The 17,074-nt window shown below is 72.2% G+C and carries 18 protein-coding genes; 9 read left to right on the top strand and 9 right to left on the bottom strand.

What is annotated here, in order from left to right; all coding sequences use genetic code 11:
- Genes P8A20_RS31040 through P8A20_RS31020 form a run of 5 tightly spaced genes read right to left on the bottom strand, consistent with a single transcriptional unit; the run spans position 1 to position 4,455 of the window.
- Complete coding sequence (locus P8A20_RS31040) at positions 1 to 234, bottom strand: SDR family oxidoreductase (protein ID WP_306104675.1); 234 nt, start codon at positions 232 to 234, stop codon at positions 1 to 3.
- Positions 222 to 740, bottom strand: a complete 519-nt coding sequence (locus P8A20_RS31035) for an SDR family NAD(P)-dependent oxidoreductase (protein ID WP_306104674.1) — start codon at positions 738 to 740, stop codon at positions 222 to 224. Before P8A20_RS31035 ends, P8A20_RS31040 begins: the two co-directional genes overlap by 13 nt.
- The gene (locus P8A20_RS31030) at positions 730 to 2,580 is read right to left on the bottom strand and encodes an AMP-binding protein (RefSeq protein ID WP_306104673.1); all 1,851 of its coding nucleotides are present in this window, start codon (positions 2,578 to 2,580) and stop codon (positions 730 to 732) included. Before P8A20_RS31030 ends, P8A20_RS31035 begins: the two co-directional genes overlap by 11 nt.
- On the bottom strand, positions 2,573 to 3,616 hold the full coding sequence (locus P8A20_RS31025; RefSeq protein WP_147962323.1) for an aromatase/cyclase: 1,044 nt from the start codon (positions 3,614 to 3,616) through the stop codon (positions 2,573 to 2,575). Before P8A20_RS31025 ends, P8A20_RS31030 begins: the two co-directional genes overlap by 8 nt.
- A 35-nt stretch (positions 3,617 to 3,651) precedes the next feature.
- A complete protein-coding gene (locus tag P8A20_RS31020; RefSeq protein WP_306104672.1) occupies positions 3,652 to 4,455 on the bottom strand; it encodes an SDR family NAD(P)-dependent oxidoreductase in 804 nt (267 codons plus the stop codon).
- 245 nt (positions 4,456 to 4,700) lie between these two features.
- On the opposite strand from P8A20_RS31020, the gene P8A20_RS31015 reads away from it, so the two are divergent.
- The 3 genes from P8A20_RS31015 (at position 4,701) to P8A20_RS31005 (ending at position 8,152) form a co-directional block, all read left to right on the top strand.
- Complete coding sequence (locus P8A20_RS31015) at positions 4,701 to 5,375, top strand: O-methyltransferase (RefSeq protein WP_147962321.1); 675 nt, start codon at positions 4,701 to 4,703, stop codon at positions 5,373 to 5,375.
- Positions 5,376 to 5,510: 135 nt separating this feature from the next.
- A complete protein-coding gene (locus P8A20_RS31010) occupies positions 5,511 to 7,067 on the top strand; it encodes a GMC oxidoreductase (protein ID WP_306104671.1) in 1,557 nt (518 codons plus the stop codon).
- Positions 7,068 to 7,345: 278 nt separating this feature from the next.
- Complete coding sequence (locus tag P8A20_RS31005) at positions 7,346 to 8,152, top strand: AfsR/SARP family transcriptional regulator (RefSeq protein WP_147962319.1); 807 nt, start codon at positions 7,346 to 7,348, stop codon at positions 8,150 to 8,152.
- A gap of 60 nt (positions 8,153 to 8,212) precedes the next feature.
- On the opposite strand, the gene P8A20_RS31000 is transcribed toward P8A20_RS31005, so the two are convergent.
- Complete coding sequence (locus tag P8A20_RS31000) at positions 8,213 to 8,668, bottom strand: nuclear transport factor 2 family protein (RefSeq protein ID WP_147962318.1); 456 nt, start codon at positions 8,666 to 8,668, stop codon at positions 8,213 to 8,215.
- Positions 8,669 to 8,751: 83 nt separating this feature from the next.
- Positions 8,752 to 9,225, bottom strand: coding sequence for a MarR family winged helix-turn-helix transcriptional regulator (locus tag P8A20_RS30995; protein WP_147962317.1), 474 nt, complete (start codon positions 9,223 to 9,225; stop codon positions 8,752 to 8,754).
- 346 nt (positions 9,226 to 9,571) lie between these two features.
- Between P8A20_RS30995 and P8A20_RS30990 the strand changes: the two genes are divergently transcribed.
- The 5 genes from P8A20_RS30990 to P8A20_RS30970 all read left to right on the top strand — a co-directional run bounded on the left by P8A20_RS30990 (position 9,572) and on the right by P8A20_RS30970 (position 13,607).
- Positions 9,572 to 10,843 (top strand): beta-ketoacyl-[acyl-carrier-protein] synthase family protein, encoded by a 1,272-nt coding sequence (locus P8A20_RS30990; RefSeq protein WP_306104670.1) that lies wholly within the window; start codon positions 9,572 to 9,574, stop codon positions 10,841 to 10,843.
- Positions 10,840 to 12,114, top strand: coding sequence for a beta-ketoacyl synthase N-terminal-like domain-containing protein (locus P8A20_RS30985; RefSeq protein ID WP_306104669.1), 1,275 nt, complete (start codon positions 10,840 to 10,842; stop codon positions 12,112 to 12,114). The genes P8A20_RS30990 and P8A20_RS30985 overlap by 4 nt, the downstream gene beginning before the upstream one ends.
- Positions 12,115 to 12,152: 38 nt before the next feature.
- On the top strand, positions 12,153 to 12,398 hold the full coding sequence (locus P8A20_RS30980; RefSeq protein WP_014157319.1) for an acyl carrier protein: 246 nt from the start codon (positions 12,153 to 12,155) through the stop codon (positions 12,396 to 12,398).
- 70 nt (positions 12,399 to 12,468) lie between these two features.
- A complete protein-coding gene (locus P8A20_RS30975) occupies positions 12,469 to 13,371 on the top strand; it encodes an NmrA/HSCARG family protein (RefSeq protein ID WP_306104668.1) in 903 nt (300 codons plus the stop codon).
- Entirely contained in the window at positions 13,368 to 13,607 is a 240-nt protein-coding gene (locus P8A20_RS30970) for a DUF6059 family protein (protein ID WP_147962314.1), read from the top strand. Before P8A20_RS30975 ends, P8A20_RS30970 begins: the two co-directional genes overlap by 4 nt.
- Positions 13,608 to 13,651: 44 nt before the next feature.
- Here P8A20_RS30970 and P8A20_RS30965 read toward each other — a convergent pair whose 3' ends face one another.
- On the bottom strand, positions 13,652 to 14,224 hold the full coding sequence (locus P8A20_RS30965) for an HIT family protein (RefSeq protein ID WP_147962313.1): 573 nt from the start codon (positions 14,222 to 14,224) through the stop codon (positions 13,652 to 13,654).
- A gap of 66 nt (positions 14,225 to 14,290) precedes the next feature.
- Here P8A20_RS30965 and P8A20_RS30960 point away from each other — a divergent pair, with 66 nt between their 5' ends.
- A complete protein-coding gene (locus tag P8A20_RS30960) occupies positions 14,291 to 14,971 on the top strand; it encodes a potassium channel family protein (protein ID WP_147962312.1) in 681 nt (226 codons plus the stop codon).
- A gap of 29 nt (positions 14,972 to 15,000) precedes the next feature.
- On the opposite strand, the gene thrS is transcribed toward P8A20_RS30960, so the two are convergent.
- A complete protein-coding gene (thrS, locus tag P8A20_RS30955) occupies positions 15,001 to 16,977 on the bottom strand; it encodes a threonine--tRNA ligase (RefSeq protein WP_147962311.1) in 1,977 nt (658 codons plus the stop codon).
- Between the last annotated feature and the right edge of the window lie 97 nt (positions 16,978 to 17,074).

Here is a 17,074-nt window from a genome sequence, read left to right as displayed (position 1 = left end):
TCAGGGCCGCCCGCCGTTGACCACCTGGAGGTGGCCGTTGACGGGACCGGACAGGTCTGAGGCGAGTGCGAGGACACAACCCGCGACTTCGTCAGGGGTGTTGGGCGCGACGCCGGGCCCCAGCGGGCCGGCGTGCGTGACTCCGGGCTCCTGCACGGGGCCGGGCGCGACGCAGTTGACCCGGACGCCCTGGCCCGCCAGGTCGTGGGCCAGAGCCAGCGTCAGCCCCGCCACCCCCGCCTTCGCGGCGCAGAGGTGGGCGGCGGCGGCCGGCCGCGGACCCCGGCGAGCGAGGACAGCAGCACCACCCTGGCGCCGCCGGACGCGGCGAGCAGCGGGAGCACGGTGGTGACCAGCGTGTGCACGGCGACCAGGTCGGTCTCCAGCACCGCGCGGAACTCCGCGGCCGTCAGTTCCGCGGCGGGCCGGGGCAGTCCGTCGTATCCGGTGACGCAGTTCACCAGGACGGCCAGCCGGTCCACGCCTGCCGCCGCGAGTCCGGCGCGCAGCACCCGCGGAGCGTCGGGGGAAGTGAGGCCCGCGGTCAGCGGGTGCGCGCGGACGTCGTACTCGGCGGTGAGGGCGTCGGCGAGAGCCCCGGTGCTCCTGCCGTTCCGGCCGTGCACGACGACCTCGGCCCCCCGTGCGGCGAAGGCGCGGGCGACCGCGCCGCCGACCCTGCCGGTCGCCCCGGCCACCAGCACCGGGGCGCCCGCCAGGCCCAGCGGGTCAGCGCTCAACGTGCGACACCACGGTGTGCAGCTGAGGGGTCGCCCTGGCGACACCGGCGAGTTGCCGGATGTGGTCCTGGAAACCGTCGGACTGGACGACCTGGATGTGCGCGGCGGCGTCCTCCCAGCGCGCGATGTTGATGTAGGTGTTCGGGTTGGTCATGGAGCGGACCAGGGTGTGGTCGATGAACCCGGGCTGCTCGCGCATGTACACCGAGCTGGCCTCGAAGACCTTCTCGAACTCCTCGGGTGCCGAGGTCAGGATGAACTCGTTGATCAGGATCACCATCGGGGAACCTCCGTCGAGTCGTGCGTGGAAGGACGCCCGCAGTTCGCGCCGCGGGATCTTGCCGTTGGGGGTGCGGGGAATCCGCGCGACGACGTCGTGGCTGCGGACCTGCTTGTAGTAGGGCAGGCGGGCGTTGAGCCGGCGGAGAGCCTCTTCCGCCTCCCCCGGGGAGTCCGGGGCGGCGAGGACCAGGAGCGCGTGGGCGACCGCGCCGGACACCGGGTCCGGCCTGTCGAGGACGACGCTGTCGGCCACCGTGGGGTCCTCGGCCAGCAGCGCCTCGATCTCGCTCGGCGCGACGAGCCAGTTGTCGCACTTGAAGACGTCCTTGATGCGGTCGGTGAGATGCAGCCGGCCGTCCCCGTCGATGCGGCCGACGTCGCCGGTGGCCAGCCAGCCGTCGGCGTCGACGGCCGGACCGTGCGCCGGATCGAGGTATCCGCGCATCACCTGCGGTCCCCTGACCTGGATCTCCCCGTGTTCTCCGGGCGGCAGCACGGAGCCGTCCTCCAGCGAGACCGCACGGTGTTCGGTCCCCTCGACCGGCCTGCCCACCGATCCGGGCAGGTGCTCGCCCGGCCGGTCGAAGTGGGTCAGCGGGGATGCCTCCGCGAGCCCGTACCCCTGGACCACGGGGACACCGAAGTGCCGGGAGAGGGTGCCGGCGAGGGCCGGTGCAAGGGCCGAACCTCCGGAGGCGATCATCACGGCGTCCGGCAGGCGCATCCCGGCGAGCCGGGGATGGGCGGCCAGCTGGGCCAGCCGGGCGGGCAGCGAGTAGATGTACCCGGCGCCGCACGTACGGGCCCGTTCCATCGCGTGGGCGGGGTCGGCTTCCGGCACCAGCACCTGGGTCGCCCCGGCGGCCAGCGCGGAGTTCATGTGCATGGGGTGGTAGCTGGGGAAGTGCACGAGGGTGACGGAGCCGGCCTCCAGCCCGTGTGCCCTCGCGGTCTGTACGGCGTTGACCGTCACGTTGAGGTGGCTGAGCACGACGGCCTTCGGCAGGCCCGTGGTGCCGCTGGTGAAGTGCAGTGCGGCCGGGGCCCCGGGATCGGCGTGCCACTCGGGCGCCCCGGGCACGGCGGCCTCCAGCAGCTGGGCGAGGCTGGGCGGCCGCCCCGGGTCCGCGTCCCCGGGTTCCTCCCCCAGCAGGGCGACGAGCTCCAGCCCGGGCAGCCCGTGCCGCACCCAGCTCAGACGTTCGTGGAGCGCCGCTCCCACCAGGGCGGCCCGCGCCCCGGACGCCTCGAGCACGTACTGCAGTTGCTGTTCGCGCAGCAGTGGGATCACCATCAGTGCCTGGTTCCCGCTGCGCAGGGCCCCGTGGTAGGCGATCACCACGTCGGGGTGCAGGTCGGCGCCGATCGCCACGACCGCTCCCCCGGCGCCGAACCGTTCCCGCAGGACGGCGGCGCACCGGTCCACCGCCGCGTCGAGCTCCGCGTAGGTGACCTTACGGCTGCCGAGGACGAGCGCGGGCCGGTCTCCGTGGCGCTGCGCGGCGGCGTGCAGCAGCAGGTCGGCGCGGGCGGGGAGCCCGTCCAGGAGGTCAGGCACCGGACGTCCCCTCGGCGAAGGCCTTGGCCTGCCGCAGCGTGGCAGAACTGTTGCGGCCCAGGGCGTCCCGGACGAAGGCCCGGGCCTTTTGCACGTCGGCGTCCGGCCCGAGCACCTGGGCGATGGCGGCCGTCTCCAGGACGACGGTGTGCTCCGCGACGACGGTGACGCCCCGGTCGTCCTCCGTCAGGAGCCAGCTGCCGGTGTGCACCCGGAGCAGGGCCGGAGTGATGAGCTGCTTGTAGTGGATGCTGTGAGGCGCCTGGCAGATCCGGACGGACCGCGTCGTGTGGGACGACCCGTCCGCGGTCCGGGTGTCCATCTCCAGGATCTGCACACCGGGCAGGTCCTCGGTCAGACGTACCCGCGCCACGTGCGGCAGGCGCTGCTCCCAGCGTTCCGCGTCGTTCAGGAAGGCGTGGACCTCTGCGGCGCCGCTCTCGATGTGCAGGCTGTCACGGAAGGTGAAGGCCGTCTCCAGGCCGGCCTCCTTCTCCTGTGCCGCCCCGGCGAGGGCGGCCAGTTCGGCACGGCTGTTGCCGTCGACCGCCTTCTCCAGCCAGCCGAGCGTCTCGGCGTCGTCCCCGACGGCCGCGTAGGAGTGGGTGAGGACCACCTCGCTGCCGGCGTCCGCCGGGCCGACGATCCACTCCCCGCCCATGGCGGCGACGGGGCTCTGCGGGCGGTCCTGCCCGAAGGAGATGCGCCGGCGTACGGGGTCGACGAGTCGGCGGGAGGTCCAGGTGCGTACCCCGCCGTTGGCAGTGGCCCACAACTGGAGGCGTTCCGGGCCGCCTTCGTCCGGAGCGCGCTCCAGGAACCGGGCGTGCACGGTGGGTGGGAAGATCAACGGCCACCTCTCGACGTCCGCGAGCAGGGCGAAGACGACGTCCGGCGCGGCCGGCACGGTGACGGTGTGAGCCACGTCGACGCGCGCTGGGTCACCGGGGCGTTCGCCCGGTGTGCGCCTGGAGGGGCTGCCGACGACGTCCGGGCCGGTGGGCGGGGTGGTGGCACGGGAGTTGGTCCGGGACACGGGTGTTCACCTTCCGAAGGGGGCGGCGAGGGCGGTCAGTAGGAGCCGAGTCCGCCGCAGACGTTGAGCGCCTGCGCGGTGACGGCGTCCGCGGCCGGCGAGACGAGGTAGCCGACCATGGCCGCCACCTCCTCGGGCGTGGTGTAGCGGCCGAGCGGGATCTTGGCCTCGAAACGCTCGCGGACCTGTTCCTCGCCGGTGTCCCACGCCTCCGCGTACGCCCTGCGCACGCGCTCGGCCATGGGCGTCTCCACGTAGCCGGGACAGACCGCGTTGACGGTGGTCCCCGAGGAGGCGAGCTCCAGCCCGACGGCCTTGGTCATGCCGATCACGCCGGCCTTGGACGCGGAGTACGGGGCGGCCAGGACGACCCCCTGCTTGCCCCCGGTGGACGCGATGTTGATGATCCGTCCGCGTGGCCGTGCCAGCATGCCGCCCTCCGCGAGCACCTCCCGGGTCATCAGGAAGACGCTGTTGAGGTTCGTGTCGACGACGTCGTACCAGATCTCGTCGGGGAGCTGAGCGGTTGCTCCGCCGCCGTTGCGGCCCGCGTTGTTGACCAGGACGTCGATCGCTCCGAAGGCCGCGACCGCGGCGGCGACCAGCTCGGCCACCTCCGCGCGGGAGCGGACGTCGCAGGCCGCTCCGTCCGCCTCGTGACCGAGGTCGCGCAGTTCCTTGACCGTCGCGGCCACGTCGTCCGCGGTGCGGGCGCACAGGAACACACGAAGTCCGGCGGCGGCCAGGTCGCGGGCCACCGCGAGTCCGATTCCACTGGTGGCGCCCGTGATCAGGGCCGTACGCGGTTCCGCCGGGGTGCTGGGGGCGCTGGCAGGCATCTCACTCCTCGTTCCTGGCCGCTGTGCGGCGTCTCGGGACACGGGCCGGGTGCGTGGCCCGTGTCCGGCGTCGCCAGAGAGGCTTGCCGGGATCGGTCGAGTCCGGCTCGAACACGGCTGGAGCGTCCTGGAGGTCTCCACCGGCCCGTGGACTGGCCCTCAAGTGCGTCTCCAGCCGCCACTTCTACGTTGTCCAGGTCTTGGCGACTGCCGGGGCCCGTGGGGGCCCTGAAAGAGGAGTGACGATGGAATTTCCTGCCGACCAGCCGATGCGGGTGCAGGCCACCCAGGAGGTCGTCGACTACGTGGTCGCGAGCGGCATCGCACCGCTGCCCGCCCACCACGAGCTGGTGGCGCGCACCGAGAAGGAGACCGGGGACAAGGCCGGCATGCGGATCGCACCCGAACAGGGCGCTCTCATCACGCTGCTGGCCAAGACGGTCGGGGCACGGCGGGCGGTCGAGGTGGGCACCTTCACCGGCTACTCGTCGCTCTCCATCGCCCGGGCGCTGCCGGCCGGCGGGCACCTGCTGTGCTGCGACACCAGCGAGGAGTGGACACGCATAGCCCGGGACGGGTGGGAGTCCGCCGGGCTGGCCGGTCTGATCGAGCTGCGTCTCGGCCCGGCCCTGGAGACCCTGCGGTCCCTGCCCGTCGAGGAGGACATCGACTTCTCGTTCGTGGACGCGGACAAGACCGGATACGCGGCGTACTTCGAGGAGTTGGTGGTCAGGACCCGGCCGGGGGGCCTGATCGTCCTCGACAACGTCCTGTACGGCGGCCGTGTGCTCGGCGACGAGCCGGTGACCGGAAACGCCGCCGCCCTGCGCGAGTTCAACCCGGCGCTCGCGGCCGACCCCCGGGTCGACGTGGTCATGCTGCCGCTCGCCGACGGTCTGACCATCGCCCGCAAGCGCTGATCCGGGCCCCTCCGCCCGCGCCGCCCGTACCGGGGCGCCGACGGTGAGGTCACCGTACGCGGGGGCGCCCGCCGGCCGGGCTTCCGGCCGCGGCGCGCCCCCGGCCGCAGTCCTTCGCTCAACAAGAGGAGTGGAATGTCAGGCAGAAAGTCGCTCTCGCGTCGACGGTTCCTCACCGGCGTCGCGGCAGGCACGGCGCTCGGGGCGCTCCCGCTGCGGTCCGCCGTGGCCTCGGCCGCGGAGCCGGTCGAGACCCTCATCATCGGCAGTGGTTACGCGGGCAGCGTCGCCGCCCTCCGGTTCGCCCAGGCGGGCCTGCACTCGGTGGTGCTCGAACGTGGCAGGCGCTGGCCGGTCACCAGCGCGGGCGGTACCTTCGCCACCCCCGCGGCGCCCGACGGCCGGGCGTCCTGGCTCAGCTCCTGGAGCCCGTTCGTCCCCCAGCAGCTCGACGTGTACCCCGGTGTGCTGGAGGCCTTCCGCGCCGACGGGGTCATCGCTCTCGCCGGCGCGGGTGTCGGCGGTGGGTCCCTGGTCAACAACGCGGTGATGCTGAAGCCCTCCGAGGCGGCCTTCAACCGGGCGTTCGGCACCGACATCGACTTCGACGAGATGAGCGAGCGCTGGTACGCCCGGGCCCGCACCCTGATCGGTCCGGCCCCGATGCCGGACGACGTCTACGTCTCGTCGCACTACACCGCAGCCCGCTCGTTCAGCGCCGAGGCCGCGGCGGCGGGCCTGGCCCCGTTCCGTGCGGACATGGCCGTCGACTGGCAGGCCGTACGGGAGGAGCAGGCGGGCACCCGGGAGGCGTCGCTGATCATCGCCCGTTCCATCTGGGGTGCCAACAGCGGGGCCAAGCGCAGTGTCGACCGGACCATTCTGGCCGCCGCGGAGGCGACCGGCCGGGTGTCGGTGGAGACGCTGACGCGTGTGGTGGACGTGGTGCCATCGGGCGACCGCTACGTGGTGCGGTGCGAACGCATCGACGACACGGGGGCCGTGGTCGCCCGCCCCGACTACAGCGCGAAGCGCGTGTTCTTCGCCGCGGGTTCGCTGGGGACCAGCCGGCTGCTGGTGGCCGCGCGGGGACGCGGCAGCCTGCCCGCGCTGCGCGCCTCGGTCGGCAAGGGATGGGGAACCAACAGCGACCGGCAGACGGTGCGGGTGGGCATGCCCTGGAACAACTCCACGCAGGGAGGGCCGTCCGGCATCGTCGCCCAGGACCTCGACAACCCGTACGAGCCCGTCACGATGATCAACTTCCCGTGGCCGGTGCCGCCCGCGGACGGGACCGGAGCGCTCGGCGCCCTGGCCATGACCACGTGCGCCGCGGACGGGTACTTCAGTTACGACGCGGCGACCGGCGGGGTCTCTCTGACCTGGCCGGCCACGGGTGCCTCGGCCGTACGCGCCACCCAGGCGGTGACGGCCACAGTGGACCGTCTCAACGCCGCCAACCCCGGTACCTCGACCCTGCGCGTGAACGCCGACACCACCTCGCACACGCTCGGCGGAGCGGTCCTCGGCAAGGCGTGCAGGCTGGACGGCCGACTGCACGGCTACGACAACCTGCACGTCATCGACAGCTCGCTCATACCCGGCACGATGGCGACGGTTCCGCCCGCCCTGACCGTCACCGCTCTCGCCGACCGCTGCGTGCACAAGGCACTGGACCGCATGCTGAACTGACGCCCGGCCCCGCGCCCTTCCCGCCACGGCCGGGAAGGGCGGACCGCCCGCGGGATGCTCCAGGAGACCCGCCGGCCACCACCTAGCAGCACCTCATGAACAGTGCAAGCGCCTTCAGGACAATTCGCGTCGAGCCTCGACGCGTCCATTCGACAGTACCCACGGCCCGTCTGGGTAGCGTTCGGGTGCATCACAGGCACTACACACAAAGCGGCCAGGTCGCACCGGTACTCGGGGGAGTCCGTCATGGCCACGGCAATGCAGATCTTGGGGGGGAAATGATGGACATTTCCGTCGTCATACTGGGGATCCTGGATTTACGATTCGGCGACATTGCCTGCGTTCCCAGCGCACCGAAACCGAAGAAGGTGCTGGCGCTTCTCCTCATCTACCGCAACCAGATCGTCCCCGTCTCCGCTCTGGTGGAGGAGTTGTGGGGCAACCGTCCACCGGCCAGCGCCAGGACGACGCTCCAGACGTACATACTGACGCTCCGCAAACTGCTTCAGGCCGCCGCACCCTCCGCGGGGGAACTGCTGGTGACGGCGGGTCCCGGATACATGCTGCGCATTCCCGACGACGCCGTCGACCTGCACCGCTTCGGCCGGCTCGCCAAACAGGGGCGCGAGGCCATCAGCCGGGGGGACGACGAGACGGGCGTGGTGCTCCTCTCGCAGGCCCTCGACCTCTACCGCGGACAGGTGCTCGCGGATGTGGACACGGGCCAACCCGTCACCGCCCACGTGACACGGCTGGAGGAGCTGCGGCTGACCACCCTGGGGCTCTGTATCGACGCCGAGATGAGGCTCGGCCGGCACCAGGAACTCCTCGACGGGCTGGCCACACTGACCGCCCATCACCGCTTCCACGAGAACCTTCACGCGCAGTACATGAGGGCCCTGTGGCGGTCGGGGCGCCGCTCGTGCGCACTGGACGTGTACCAGCGGCTACGACGCGCCCTGGCCGAGGAACTCGGAATGGAGCCGGCCTGGTTCCTCCAGCAGCTCCAGCGCGCCATACTCTCGTCGGCCTCGCCGCAGCCTCAGATGCTGGCGGGAGGGATGCCGTACGAGACGGCCGGCTGACCCCGGCCGGGCGCCGGTGACGTTCCGCGGGGCCCCGGGAGGGGCCCCGCGGCATGCCCGTCAGGCCAGGTCGTCCCGGCTGACCTGGCGGTGCTCGACCAGCCAGGTGTCACCGTCGCGCACCAGCACGTCCTCGCACACGGTGCTGCGGTGCAGGGCCGGGGTTCCGCCGAGCCCGGTGGCGATGACCAGGGCGTAGCAGCGGGCCGCGACGCTTCCGTCGGGCCTGGGTTCCACCGCCAGCATGCCGAGCCAGTGCCGGTGCGTGACACCCTGCTCGGCCAGTGCGGCACGGGCCTTCGCGCTGCTGGCGGCGAGCGCGGGGCGGCCCTCCGCACGGTCGTGGCCGCCGTGCAGGAGGAAGACGCCGTCCTCGGTGAACGTCCGCGCCCAGTCGTCGGTCCTGCCGTCGTCCAGGGCCTGCATCTGCCGTGCGTAGAAGTGGGTGATCTCGCCGTGGAGCCGGTCGGTGCCGGGCCTGGCCGGGTCGAGCGGTGCCGTGCCGGTGTGCGGCATCGGACCTCCTTCGCGCTGTAGGGGCCACCAGCGTGCTCGGCCGGTCTGGAAGGCGGCTGGAGCCCCGCTGGAACACCGGGTGCTCAGCCCGTACGGCTTCCGTCCGCGCCGTCACCTTCCGCGGGGAGGGACGTCTCGTACAGCCGCAGCAGGAGCGACATGAACTGCTCCCTCTCCTCCTGCGTGAAGGGCGCGAGCAGATCCCGCTCCAGCTCGGCGAGCGCGGCGGTCACCAGCGGCCAGGTGTGCCGGCCGAGCGGTGTCAGCCAGACCCGGCTGCGCCGGGCGTCCTGCTCGTCCGGGGTGCGGCGCACCATCCCGGCCGCCTCCATGCGCTTGACGGCCTGGGTCGCCGTCGGCGCCTCCACCCTGACCCGCCGGGCGAGTTCCCCGACCGTGCTTCCGTCCTGCTCCCAGAGACAGCGCATGAAGAACTGCTGGCCGACGTGCAGTCCGAAGTCGTTGAGCAGACGTTCGGACCGAAGGCGCGTGGAACGCCCTGCCAGGGCGAACAGGGTGCTGAAGTCCCCGAGGGACACGGCGGGCTGAGCAGCCATGCAGAGGTGACCTTCGCGGGTTGCGGGCGGCATACGGGCGGGCTCACGACACGACGGACCGCACGCCCCCGGCGATGATACGCGGCCCGCACTCCGGGGCGGTTTCCCGGCTCCACCGGTTCCCGAGCCCCCCTCCAGCGGCGGCGCGGAGGATGATCCGCGTCCCTCCACGGGGGATGCGTCACGCCACCGGCCGAGTACGGGAAAGGGTCGATCAGATGGACAGCGCACAGCGCGCGACGGGGGCCGCCCAGCACAGGGCGGAAACCACGCGAAACCTACCGGATCACTGGAAACCGCCTGTTCTCGCGTGGGATAGATCCGGCCATTCCGTGGGCGTGCCGAGGTGAACCGCAGGGTCGCCGTCACCGGAATCGGCGTGGTCGCGCCCGGCGGAAACGGGACGAAGGAGTTCTGGTCACTGATCACTTCCGGCCGGACCGCGACGGGCCCCCTGACGGCCTTCGACGCGACGCCCTACCGTTCGCGCATCGCCGCACAGTGCGCCTTCGACCCACTGGCCGCCGGCTTCTCCCCGCGCGAGGTCCGCAGACTGGACCGCGCGGCCCAGTTCGCCGTGGCCTGCGCCCGGGAGGCGCTCGCGGACGCCGGTCTCGCGTCCGGCACCACCTCGGTGCCCGAGCGGACCGGAGTGTCCCTGGGCACCGCCGTCGGCTGCACGACGAGCCTGGAGAACGAGTACGCCGTCGTCAGCGACGGCGGCCGCGAGTGGCTCGTGGACCATCGCCACGCCGTGCCGCAACTGGTGGACCACCTCGTCCCCAGCAGTCTGGCCCGGGAGGTGGCGTGGGCGGCGGACGCCCTCGGCCCCGTCGCGGTGATCTCGGCCGGCTGCACGTCCGGGCTGGACGCCGTGGGACACGCCTGCGAGATCATCCGCGAGGGCACCGCCGACGTCATGCTCACCGGCGGAACCGACGCGCCGATCTCCCCGATCACCGTCGCCTCCTTCGACGCCATCAGGGCGACCTCCGCGCGCAACGACGACCCGGCCACCGCCTCGCGGCCGTTCGACCGCACCCGGGACGGCTTCGTCCTGGGCGAGGGCGCCGCCGTGCTGGTGCTGGAGGAGTGGTCGCACGCCGAGGCCCGGGGCGCGCACGTCTATGCAGAGATCGGCGGTCACGCCTCGCGCGGCAACGCCTACCACATGACGGGTCTGCGTCCGGACGGCCGGGAGATGGCGGAGGCGATCACCCGGGCGCTCGACGAGGCCCGGCTGGACCCGACCGCGGTCGACTACGTCAACGCGCACGGCTCCGGCACCCTGCAGAACGACCGCCACGAGTCGGCTGCCTTCCTGCGTGCCCTCGGCGAGCACGCCCGGGGCGTTCCTGTCAGCTCCATCAAGTCGATGATCGGCCACTCGCTCGGGGCGATCGGGGCCATAGAGATCGCCGCGTGTGCCCTCGCCCTGGAGCACGGAGTCGTGCCTCCCACCGCCAATCTCCACGAACCGGATCCCGAGTGCCCGCTGGACTACGTGCCGGTCACCGCCAGGGAGCAGCGACTGGACGCCGTCCTCACGGTGGGCAGCGGTTTCGGCGGCTTCCAGAGCGCCATGGTGCTCACCCGGCCCGAAGGGACACGCAGATGACCGTCCACGCGCCCATGTCCGTGTCCACGGCCCCCGGAACCCGGCGGGACACGGCCCTCGTCACCGGCCTCGACGTACGCGCGGCCAACGGAAACGGCACCGAGGAATTCTGGCAGGGCCTTCTGGAGGGACGCGGCGGCATCGGTCCGATCACCCGCTTCGACGCCTCCGGTTACCCGAGCACGCTGGCCGGCGAGATCGCCCACGATCCCGGCGAGGACCTGCCCGGCCGCCTGTTGCCCCAGACCGACCGCGTCACACAACTCGCGCTGGTCTCCGCCGCCGAGGTGCTGAGGGACTCGGGCCTGGACCCGGCCGAGGCGCCGGAGTACGGGATCGGAGTGGTCACCGCCAACGCCGCCGGAGGGTTCGAGTTCGGTCAGCGGGAGCTCGAGAACCTGTGGGCGAAGGGCCCCCTGTACGTCAGCGCCTACCAGTCGTTCGCCTGGTTCTACGCCGTCAACACCGGCCAGATCTCCATCCGGCACGGCCTGCGCGGTCCCAGCGGCGTCCTGGTCACCGGCCAGTCCGGCGGACTGGACGCGGTCGGCCACGCGCGCCGCATGCTGCGCAAGGGCACCCCGGCGGTGCTCACCGGGGCGATGGAGTCGGCGCTGTGCCCCTGGGGGCATGTGGCGGAACTGACCGGCGGCCGGCTGAGTACGGCCGACAGCGCCGAGGACGCCTGCCTGCCCTTCGGGGAGCGCGCCGCCGGCCATGTCGTCGCGGAGGGCGGCGCGCTGCTGATGCTGGAGGACGGGGCCGCGGCTCACGCCCGGGGCGGTGTCCGCCCTTACGGCGAGGTGGCGGGTTACGCGGCCTGCTTCGACCCTCCCCCGGGCTCGGGGCGCACCGCCGGCCCCGCCCGGGCCGCGAGGGCGGCACTGGCCGACGCGGGGATCGAACCGGCGGACATCGGCGCGGTCTTCGCCGAGGGAGCGGCTGTTCCCGAGCTCGACGCGCAGGAGGCCGCGGCGATCACCGAGGTCTTCGGGCCGGACGCCGTCCCGGTCACCGCGATCACCTCCCGCACCGGACGCCCGGGGGCCGGCGCCTCCGCACTCGACCTCGCGGCGGCGCTGCTCGCCGTCCGCGACGGGCTGATCCCCCCGACCGCCGACGTCGGCCGTCTTCCGGCGGCGTACCGGATCGATCTCGTGACCGGCCGGCCCCGACCCATGGCCGGCGGCGCGGCACTGGTGCTGGCGCGTGGGCACGGCGGCTTCAACAGCGCCGTGGTCGTGCGCCGGTGCGAACGGACACCCCGATGACCCACCCCTGCACAGATCCCCAGTGAAAGGTGACCACCATGAAGGGCTTCACCCTCGCCGACCTGAAGCGCGTGATGCGGGAATGCGCCGGGGAGGACGAGAACGTCGACCTGGACGGCGACATCCTGGACGCGCCGTTCGAGAACCTCGGCTACGACTCGCTCGCGCTGCTCGAGACGGCGACCCGGATCGAGCGCGAGCTCGGTGTGCGCATGCCGGAGGAGGTGCTGAGCGGGGCGAGGACGCCCCGGCTCCTGCTGGACGCCGTGGCATCCGCCCGCTGACCCGCTGCCGGTGGCCGGCGTCAGGAGCGGCGGCCACCGGCTCGCTGAGCCGACCCGAAGGTGAAGAACCATGACCGACAGACCCCTCGTCCTCGTCACCGGAGCCACCGGGGCCCAGGGCGGGTCCGTGGCCCGCCACCTCCTGCGGTCCGGCCGCTGGGCGGTGCGGGCCGTCACCCGCGACCCCCGGTCGGCGGCCGCCGCCGCGCTCACGGCCCTGGGCGCCGACGTGGTCGCCTGCGATCTGACCGACCCCCCTCAGGTGCACCGGTCGGTGGCCGGAGTCGATGCCGCGTTCCTGGTCACGGACTACTGGTCCCTGAAGGAGCGTGAGTACGAGGTGGCCCGCCGGACGGCGGACGCCGTCCTCGCCGCGGGCGCGGGGACGCTGGTGCACAGCAGCCTGCCCGAGGCGCACCGCCGCAGCGGCGGCGCGCTGGCCCTCCCGCACCACGACGGCAAGGCGCGGCTGGAGGCGGAGTTGCGCGCGAGCGGCTCGCCCGTCGTCACCGTCCATCTGTCCACCTACTACGAGAACTGGCCGGCATGCCGGCTGCGCAGGCAGGAGGACGGCACGTTCGCGTTCACGCTGCCCCACGGGGACACCCCGCTGCCCGCCGTTTCCGTCGCCGATCTCGGCCCGCTGGTCGCGGCGGTGCTGGACGCGGGACCCGCGCTCCACGGCGACGTGGTCAAGGCCGTCGGTGATCTTCTGCCGCCCGCCGCCTACGCCGCCGCGCTCACCCGTTCACTCGGTGTCCCGGTCGCCTACCGGGACGTGCCCTACGAGACCTACCGGAAGCTGCCGTTGCCCCACGCACGCGCCGTCGCGGACATGCTGGAGTTCACCAGGCGGTACCCCGACGTCACCACCGCGGACGTGGCGCGCGCCCGGGCCCTGCACCCGGGCCTGCGGACCTTCGAGTCCTGGGCGGACTCCGCCCAGGACCGGTTCGCCCACCTCCTGCGGTGAGGCGGGGCCGGAGGTGGACGGCGGGAACGCCGCTCGCCCTGCGCCTGTTGCGCGCGCTCTGCCGCTCGCTGACCGCCTACGGGGCGCCGTACGCGGGGGTGGATCCCGAGAGCACGGTCACCGGGCCGTCCCCGGCGGGGAGCGGGCCCGCCGGGGCTCACCCGGAGCGGGTGCGGCCGGACGTACCGCTCACCCCGTCGGAGCGCGCCCACGCCAGGGAACTGGGCTCGCCCTGAGCGCCGGCCTCCGGGTCGGCACGCACCGCCGCCCCGGGGAGAGGTCAGCCGGACGGCAGTTCGGCCGGCCACACACCGGCCAGCATCGACCGGGTGTCGCCGAGCAGTTGCGGGAGCACCTTGGTGTGTCCGACGACCGGCATGAAGTTGGTGTCCCCGCCCCAGCGGGGCACCACGTGCTGGTGGAGGTGGGCGGCGATGCCGGCGCCCGCCTCGGCGCCCTGGTTCATCCCGATGTTGAAGCCGTGCGCACCCGAGGCGGCTCGCAGCGCGACCATGGCCCGCTTGGTGAAGTCGGCCAGCTCGGCGGTCTCCGGACCGTCCAGCTCCGTGTAGTCGGCGACGTGCCGGTAGGGCACCACCATCAGGTGCCCGCCGTTGTACGGGTACAGGTTGAGCACCGCGTAGACCTTGTCGCCGCGCGCGACGACGAGCCCGTCCTCGTCGGACTTCGACGGAATCTCGCAGAACGGACAGCCGTCGCCCGCTCCCGGGCCGCTCGGCTTGCTCTCCCCCTGGATGTAGGCCATCCGGTGGGGGGTCCACAGGCGCTGGAACGCGTCGGGCGTCCCCACTCCGATCTGCTGTTCCGGCTCACTCGTCATGCCCGTCAGCATATTGCGTCACTCCCGGCGCGCGTGTCGCCGGGGGCGAGCCCGCGGCCGCACCGGGATGCTGGCGCCATGAGCGACCGCACCACCGCCCCCGTCCCCCCTCGGCTCCAGGCGTGGGAGCAGCGCACGGAGGTGCCGCTCTTCGTCGCGGGCATGGTCTTCCTGACCGGCTACGCGGTCCGTGTCCTCGCCCCGGCCGACATCGGCCCGGTGCGTGACCTCGCTCTCGCTCTCGTCTACGCGACCTGGCTGCTCTTCGCCGTGGACTACGCGGTGCGGTTCCGTCTGAGCGGTCTGCGGGCGTGGAGCTTCGTGCGCACCCACTGGCTGGACGCGGTCGTCCTGCTGCTTCCGTTGCTGCGCCCGCTGCGCCTGGTGCAGGTCTACACGGCGGTCCAGAAGCGCCGGGAACAGCCCCGGCTGAGCCTGTACGCGCGGGTGATGGCGTACGCGAGCCTCACCGCAGTCCTCCTCGGTGTCTCCGCCGCGCTCGCGGTCTACCACCAGGAGCACGACGCCCCGGGCGCTTCGATCCGCACCTTCGGCGACTCGGTGTGGTGGGCGTGCGCCACGCTCACCACGGTGGGCTACGGGGACGCGGTCCCGGTCACGTTCGGCGGCCGGTTCGTCGCGGTGGGCCTGATGGCCTGCGGGCTCGCCCTGCTGGGGGCGGTGACGGGGTCGTTCTCCTCGTGGCTGGTGCAGGTGTTCAGGCGGGAGGACGAAAAGGGGCCCCCGGGGGACGCATAGCGCTCCCCGGGGGCCCCGTACGGCTCGGATCAGACCTGGACGCGGTCCTCGACGGCCTTCGCGATCTTGGCGATGGCCTCGTCGACCGGGATGCCGTTCTCCTGCGAACCGTCGCGGTAGCGGAAGGAGACGGCGCCGTTGGCCATGTCCTCGTCGCCCGCGATGATCATGAACGGCACCTTCTGCTTCTGCTGGTTGCGGATCTTCTTCTGCATCCGGTCCGAGGAGGCGTCCACGTCGACCCTCAGCCCCTGCTTGCGCGCCTTGGCGGCGAACTCCTGGAGGTAGGGGATGTGGGTGTCGCCGATCGGGATGCCGACCGCCTGCACCGGGGCGAGCCACACGGGGAAGGCGCCCGCGTAGTGCTCGAGCAGCACCGCGAAGAAGCGCTCGATGGAACCGAACAGCGCGCGGTGGATCATGACCGGACGCTGCTTCGTGCCGTCCGGGCCGGTGTACTCCAGGTCGAAGCGCTCCGGCAGGTTGAAGTCGAGCTGCACGGTCGACATCTGCCAGGTGCGGCCGATGGCGTCCTTGCACTGCACGGAGATCTTCGGGCCGTAGAACGCGGCGCCGCCCGGGTCCGGGACGAGCGGGAGGCCCTGCTTCTCGGCGACCTGGCGCAGCGTCTCGGTGGCCTCCTCCCAGATCTCGTCGGAGCCGACGAACTTCTCCGGGTCCTTGGTGGAGAGCTCCAGGTAGAAGTCGGTCAGGCCGTAGTCGCGCAGGAGGTTCAGGACGAAGGTCAGCGTCCTGTCGAGCTCCTCCGCCATCTGCTCCTTGGTGCAGTAGATGTGCGCGTCGTCCTGGGTGAAGCCGCGCGAGCGGGTCAGCCCGTGCACGACGCCCGACTTCTCGTAGCGGTACACCGTGCCGAACTCGAAGAGGCGGAGCGGGAGCTCACGGTAGGAGCGGCCGCGCGCGTCGAAGATCAGGTTGTGCATCGGGCAGTTCATCGGCTTGAGGTAGTAGTCCACCCCGTCGTCGAGCTGCATGGGCGGGTACATGCCGTCGGCGTACCAGTCCAGGTGGCCGGACTTCTCGAAGAGCTTGCCCTTGGTGGCGTGGGGGCTGTAGACGAACTCGTAGCCCTCCTCCTCGTGGCGGCGGCGCGAGTAGTCCTCCATGGCCCGGCGGATGACGCCGCCCTTGGGGTGGAAGACGGCGAGGCCGGGGCCGATCTCGTCGGGGAAGGAGAAGAGGTCCAGCTCGTTGCCGAGCTTGCGGTGGTCGCGCTTGGCGGCCTCCTCCAGGAACTCCAGGTGCGCCTTCAGCTCGTCCTTGGTCGGCCACGCGGTGCCGTAGATGCGCTGGAGCATCGGGTTCTTCTCACTGCCCCGCCAGTACGCCGCGGCGTTCCGCATCAGCTTGAACGCGGGGATGAACCGGGTGGTGGGCAGGTGCGGACCCCGGCAGAGATCCTTCCAGCACAGGTCACCGGTCTTGGCGTCCAGGTTGTCGTAGATGGTCAGCTCGCCGCCGCCCACCTCGACGTCCGCGCCGTCGTCGGAGGACGCGGAGCCCTTGATCCCGATGAGCTCCAGCTTGTACGGCTCGTCGGCGAGCTCCTCGCGGGCCGCCTCGTCGGTGACGACCCGGCGGGAGAACCGCTGTCCCCGCTTCTGGATCTCCTGCATCTTCTTCTCGATGGCCTTGAGGTCCTCGGGCGTGAACGGCTTCTCGACGTCGAAGTCGTAGTAGAAGCCGTCCTTGACCGGCGGGCCGATGCCCAGCTTGGCCTCGGGGTGCAGTTCCTGCACGGCCTGCGCCATGACGTGCGCGGTCGAGTGCCGCAGGATGTTCAGGCCGTCCTCGGAGGAGATCTCGACGGGTTCGACGACCTCGCCGTCCTTGAGCTCGTACGCGAGGTCCCGCAGCTCTCCCTCGACCCGTGCGGCGACGACGGTGCGCTGCCCGGGGAAGAGCTCGGCAGCCGTCGTGCCCGTCGTCACCACGCGCTCTTCCCGCTCGGAATCGCGTTGGATGATCACACGGACGTCTGACACCGGTCTCTCCTGACTGAGGGGGTGCGTCGCATTCCTCCTGCGCGCGCAAGAGGAATCGTACCGAGCCGGGGGGCCTCGACGCGAAAGGGATACCGCG

The sequence above is a fragment of the Streptomyces sp. Alt3 genome (genome assembly GCF_030719215.1).
Taxonomy (GTDB): Bacteria; Actinomycetota; Actinomycetes; order Streptomycetales; family Streptomycetaceae; genus Streptomyces; species Streptomyces glycanivorans.
Note: the sequence above shows the minus strand (reverse complement) of the source record. Positions and strands in the feature narration are given on the sequence as shown.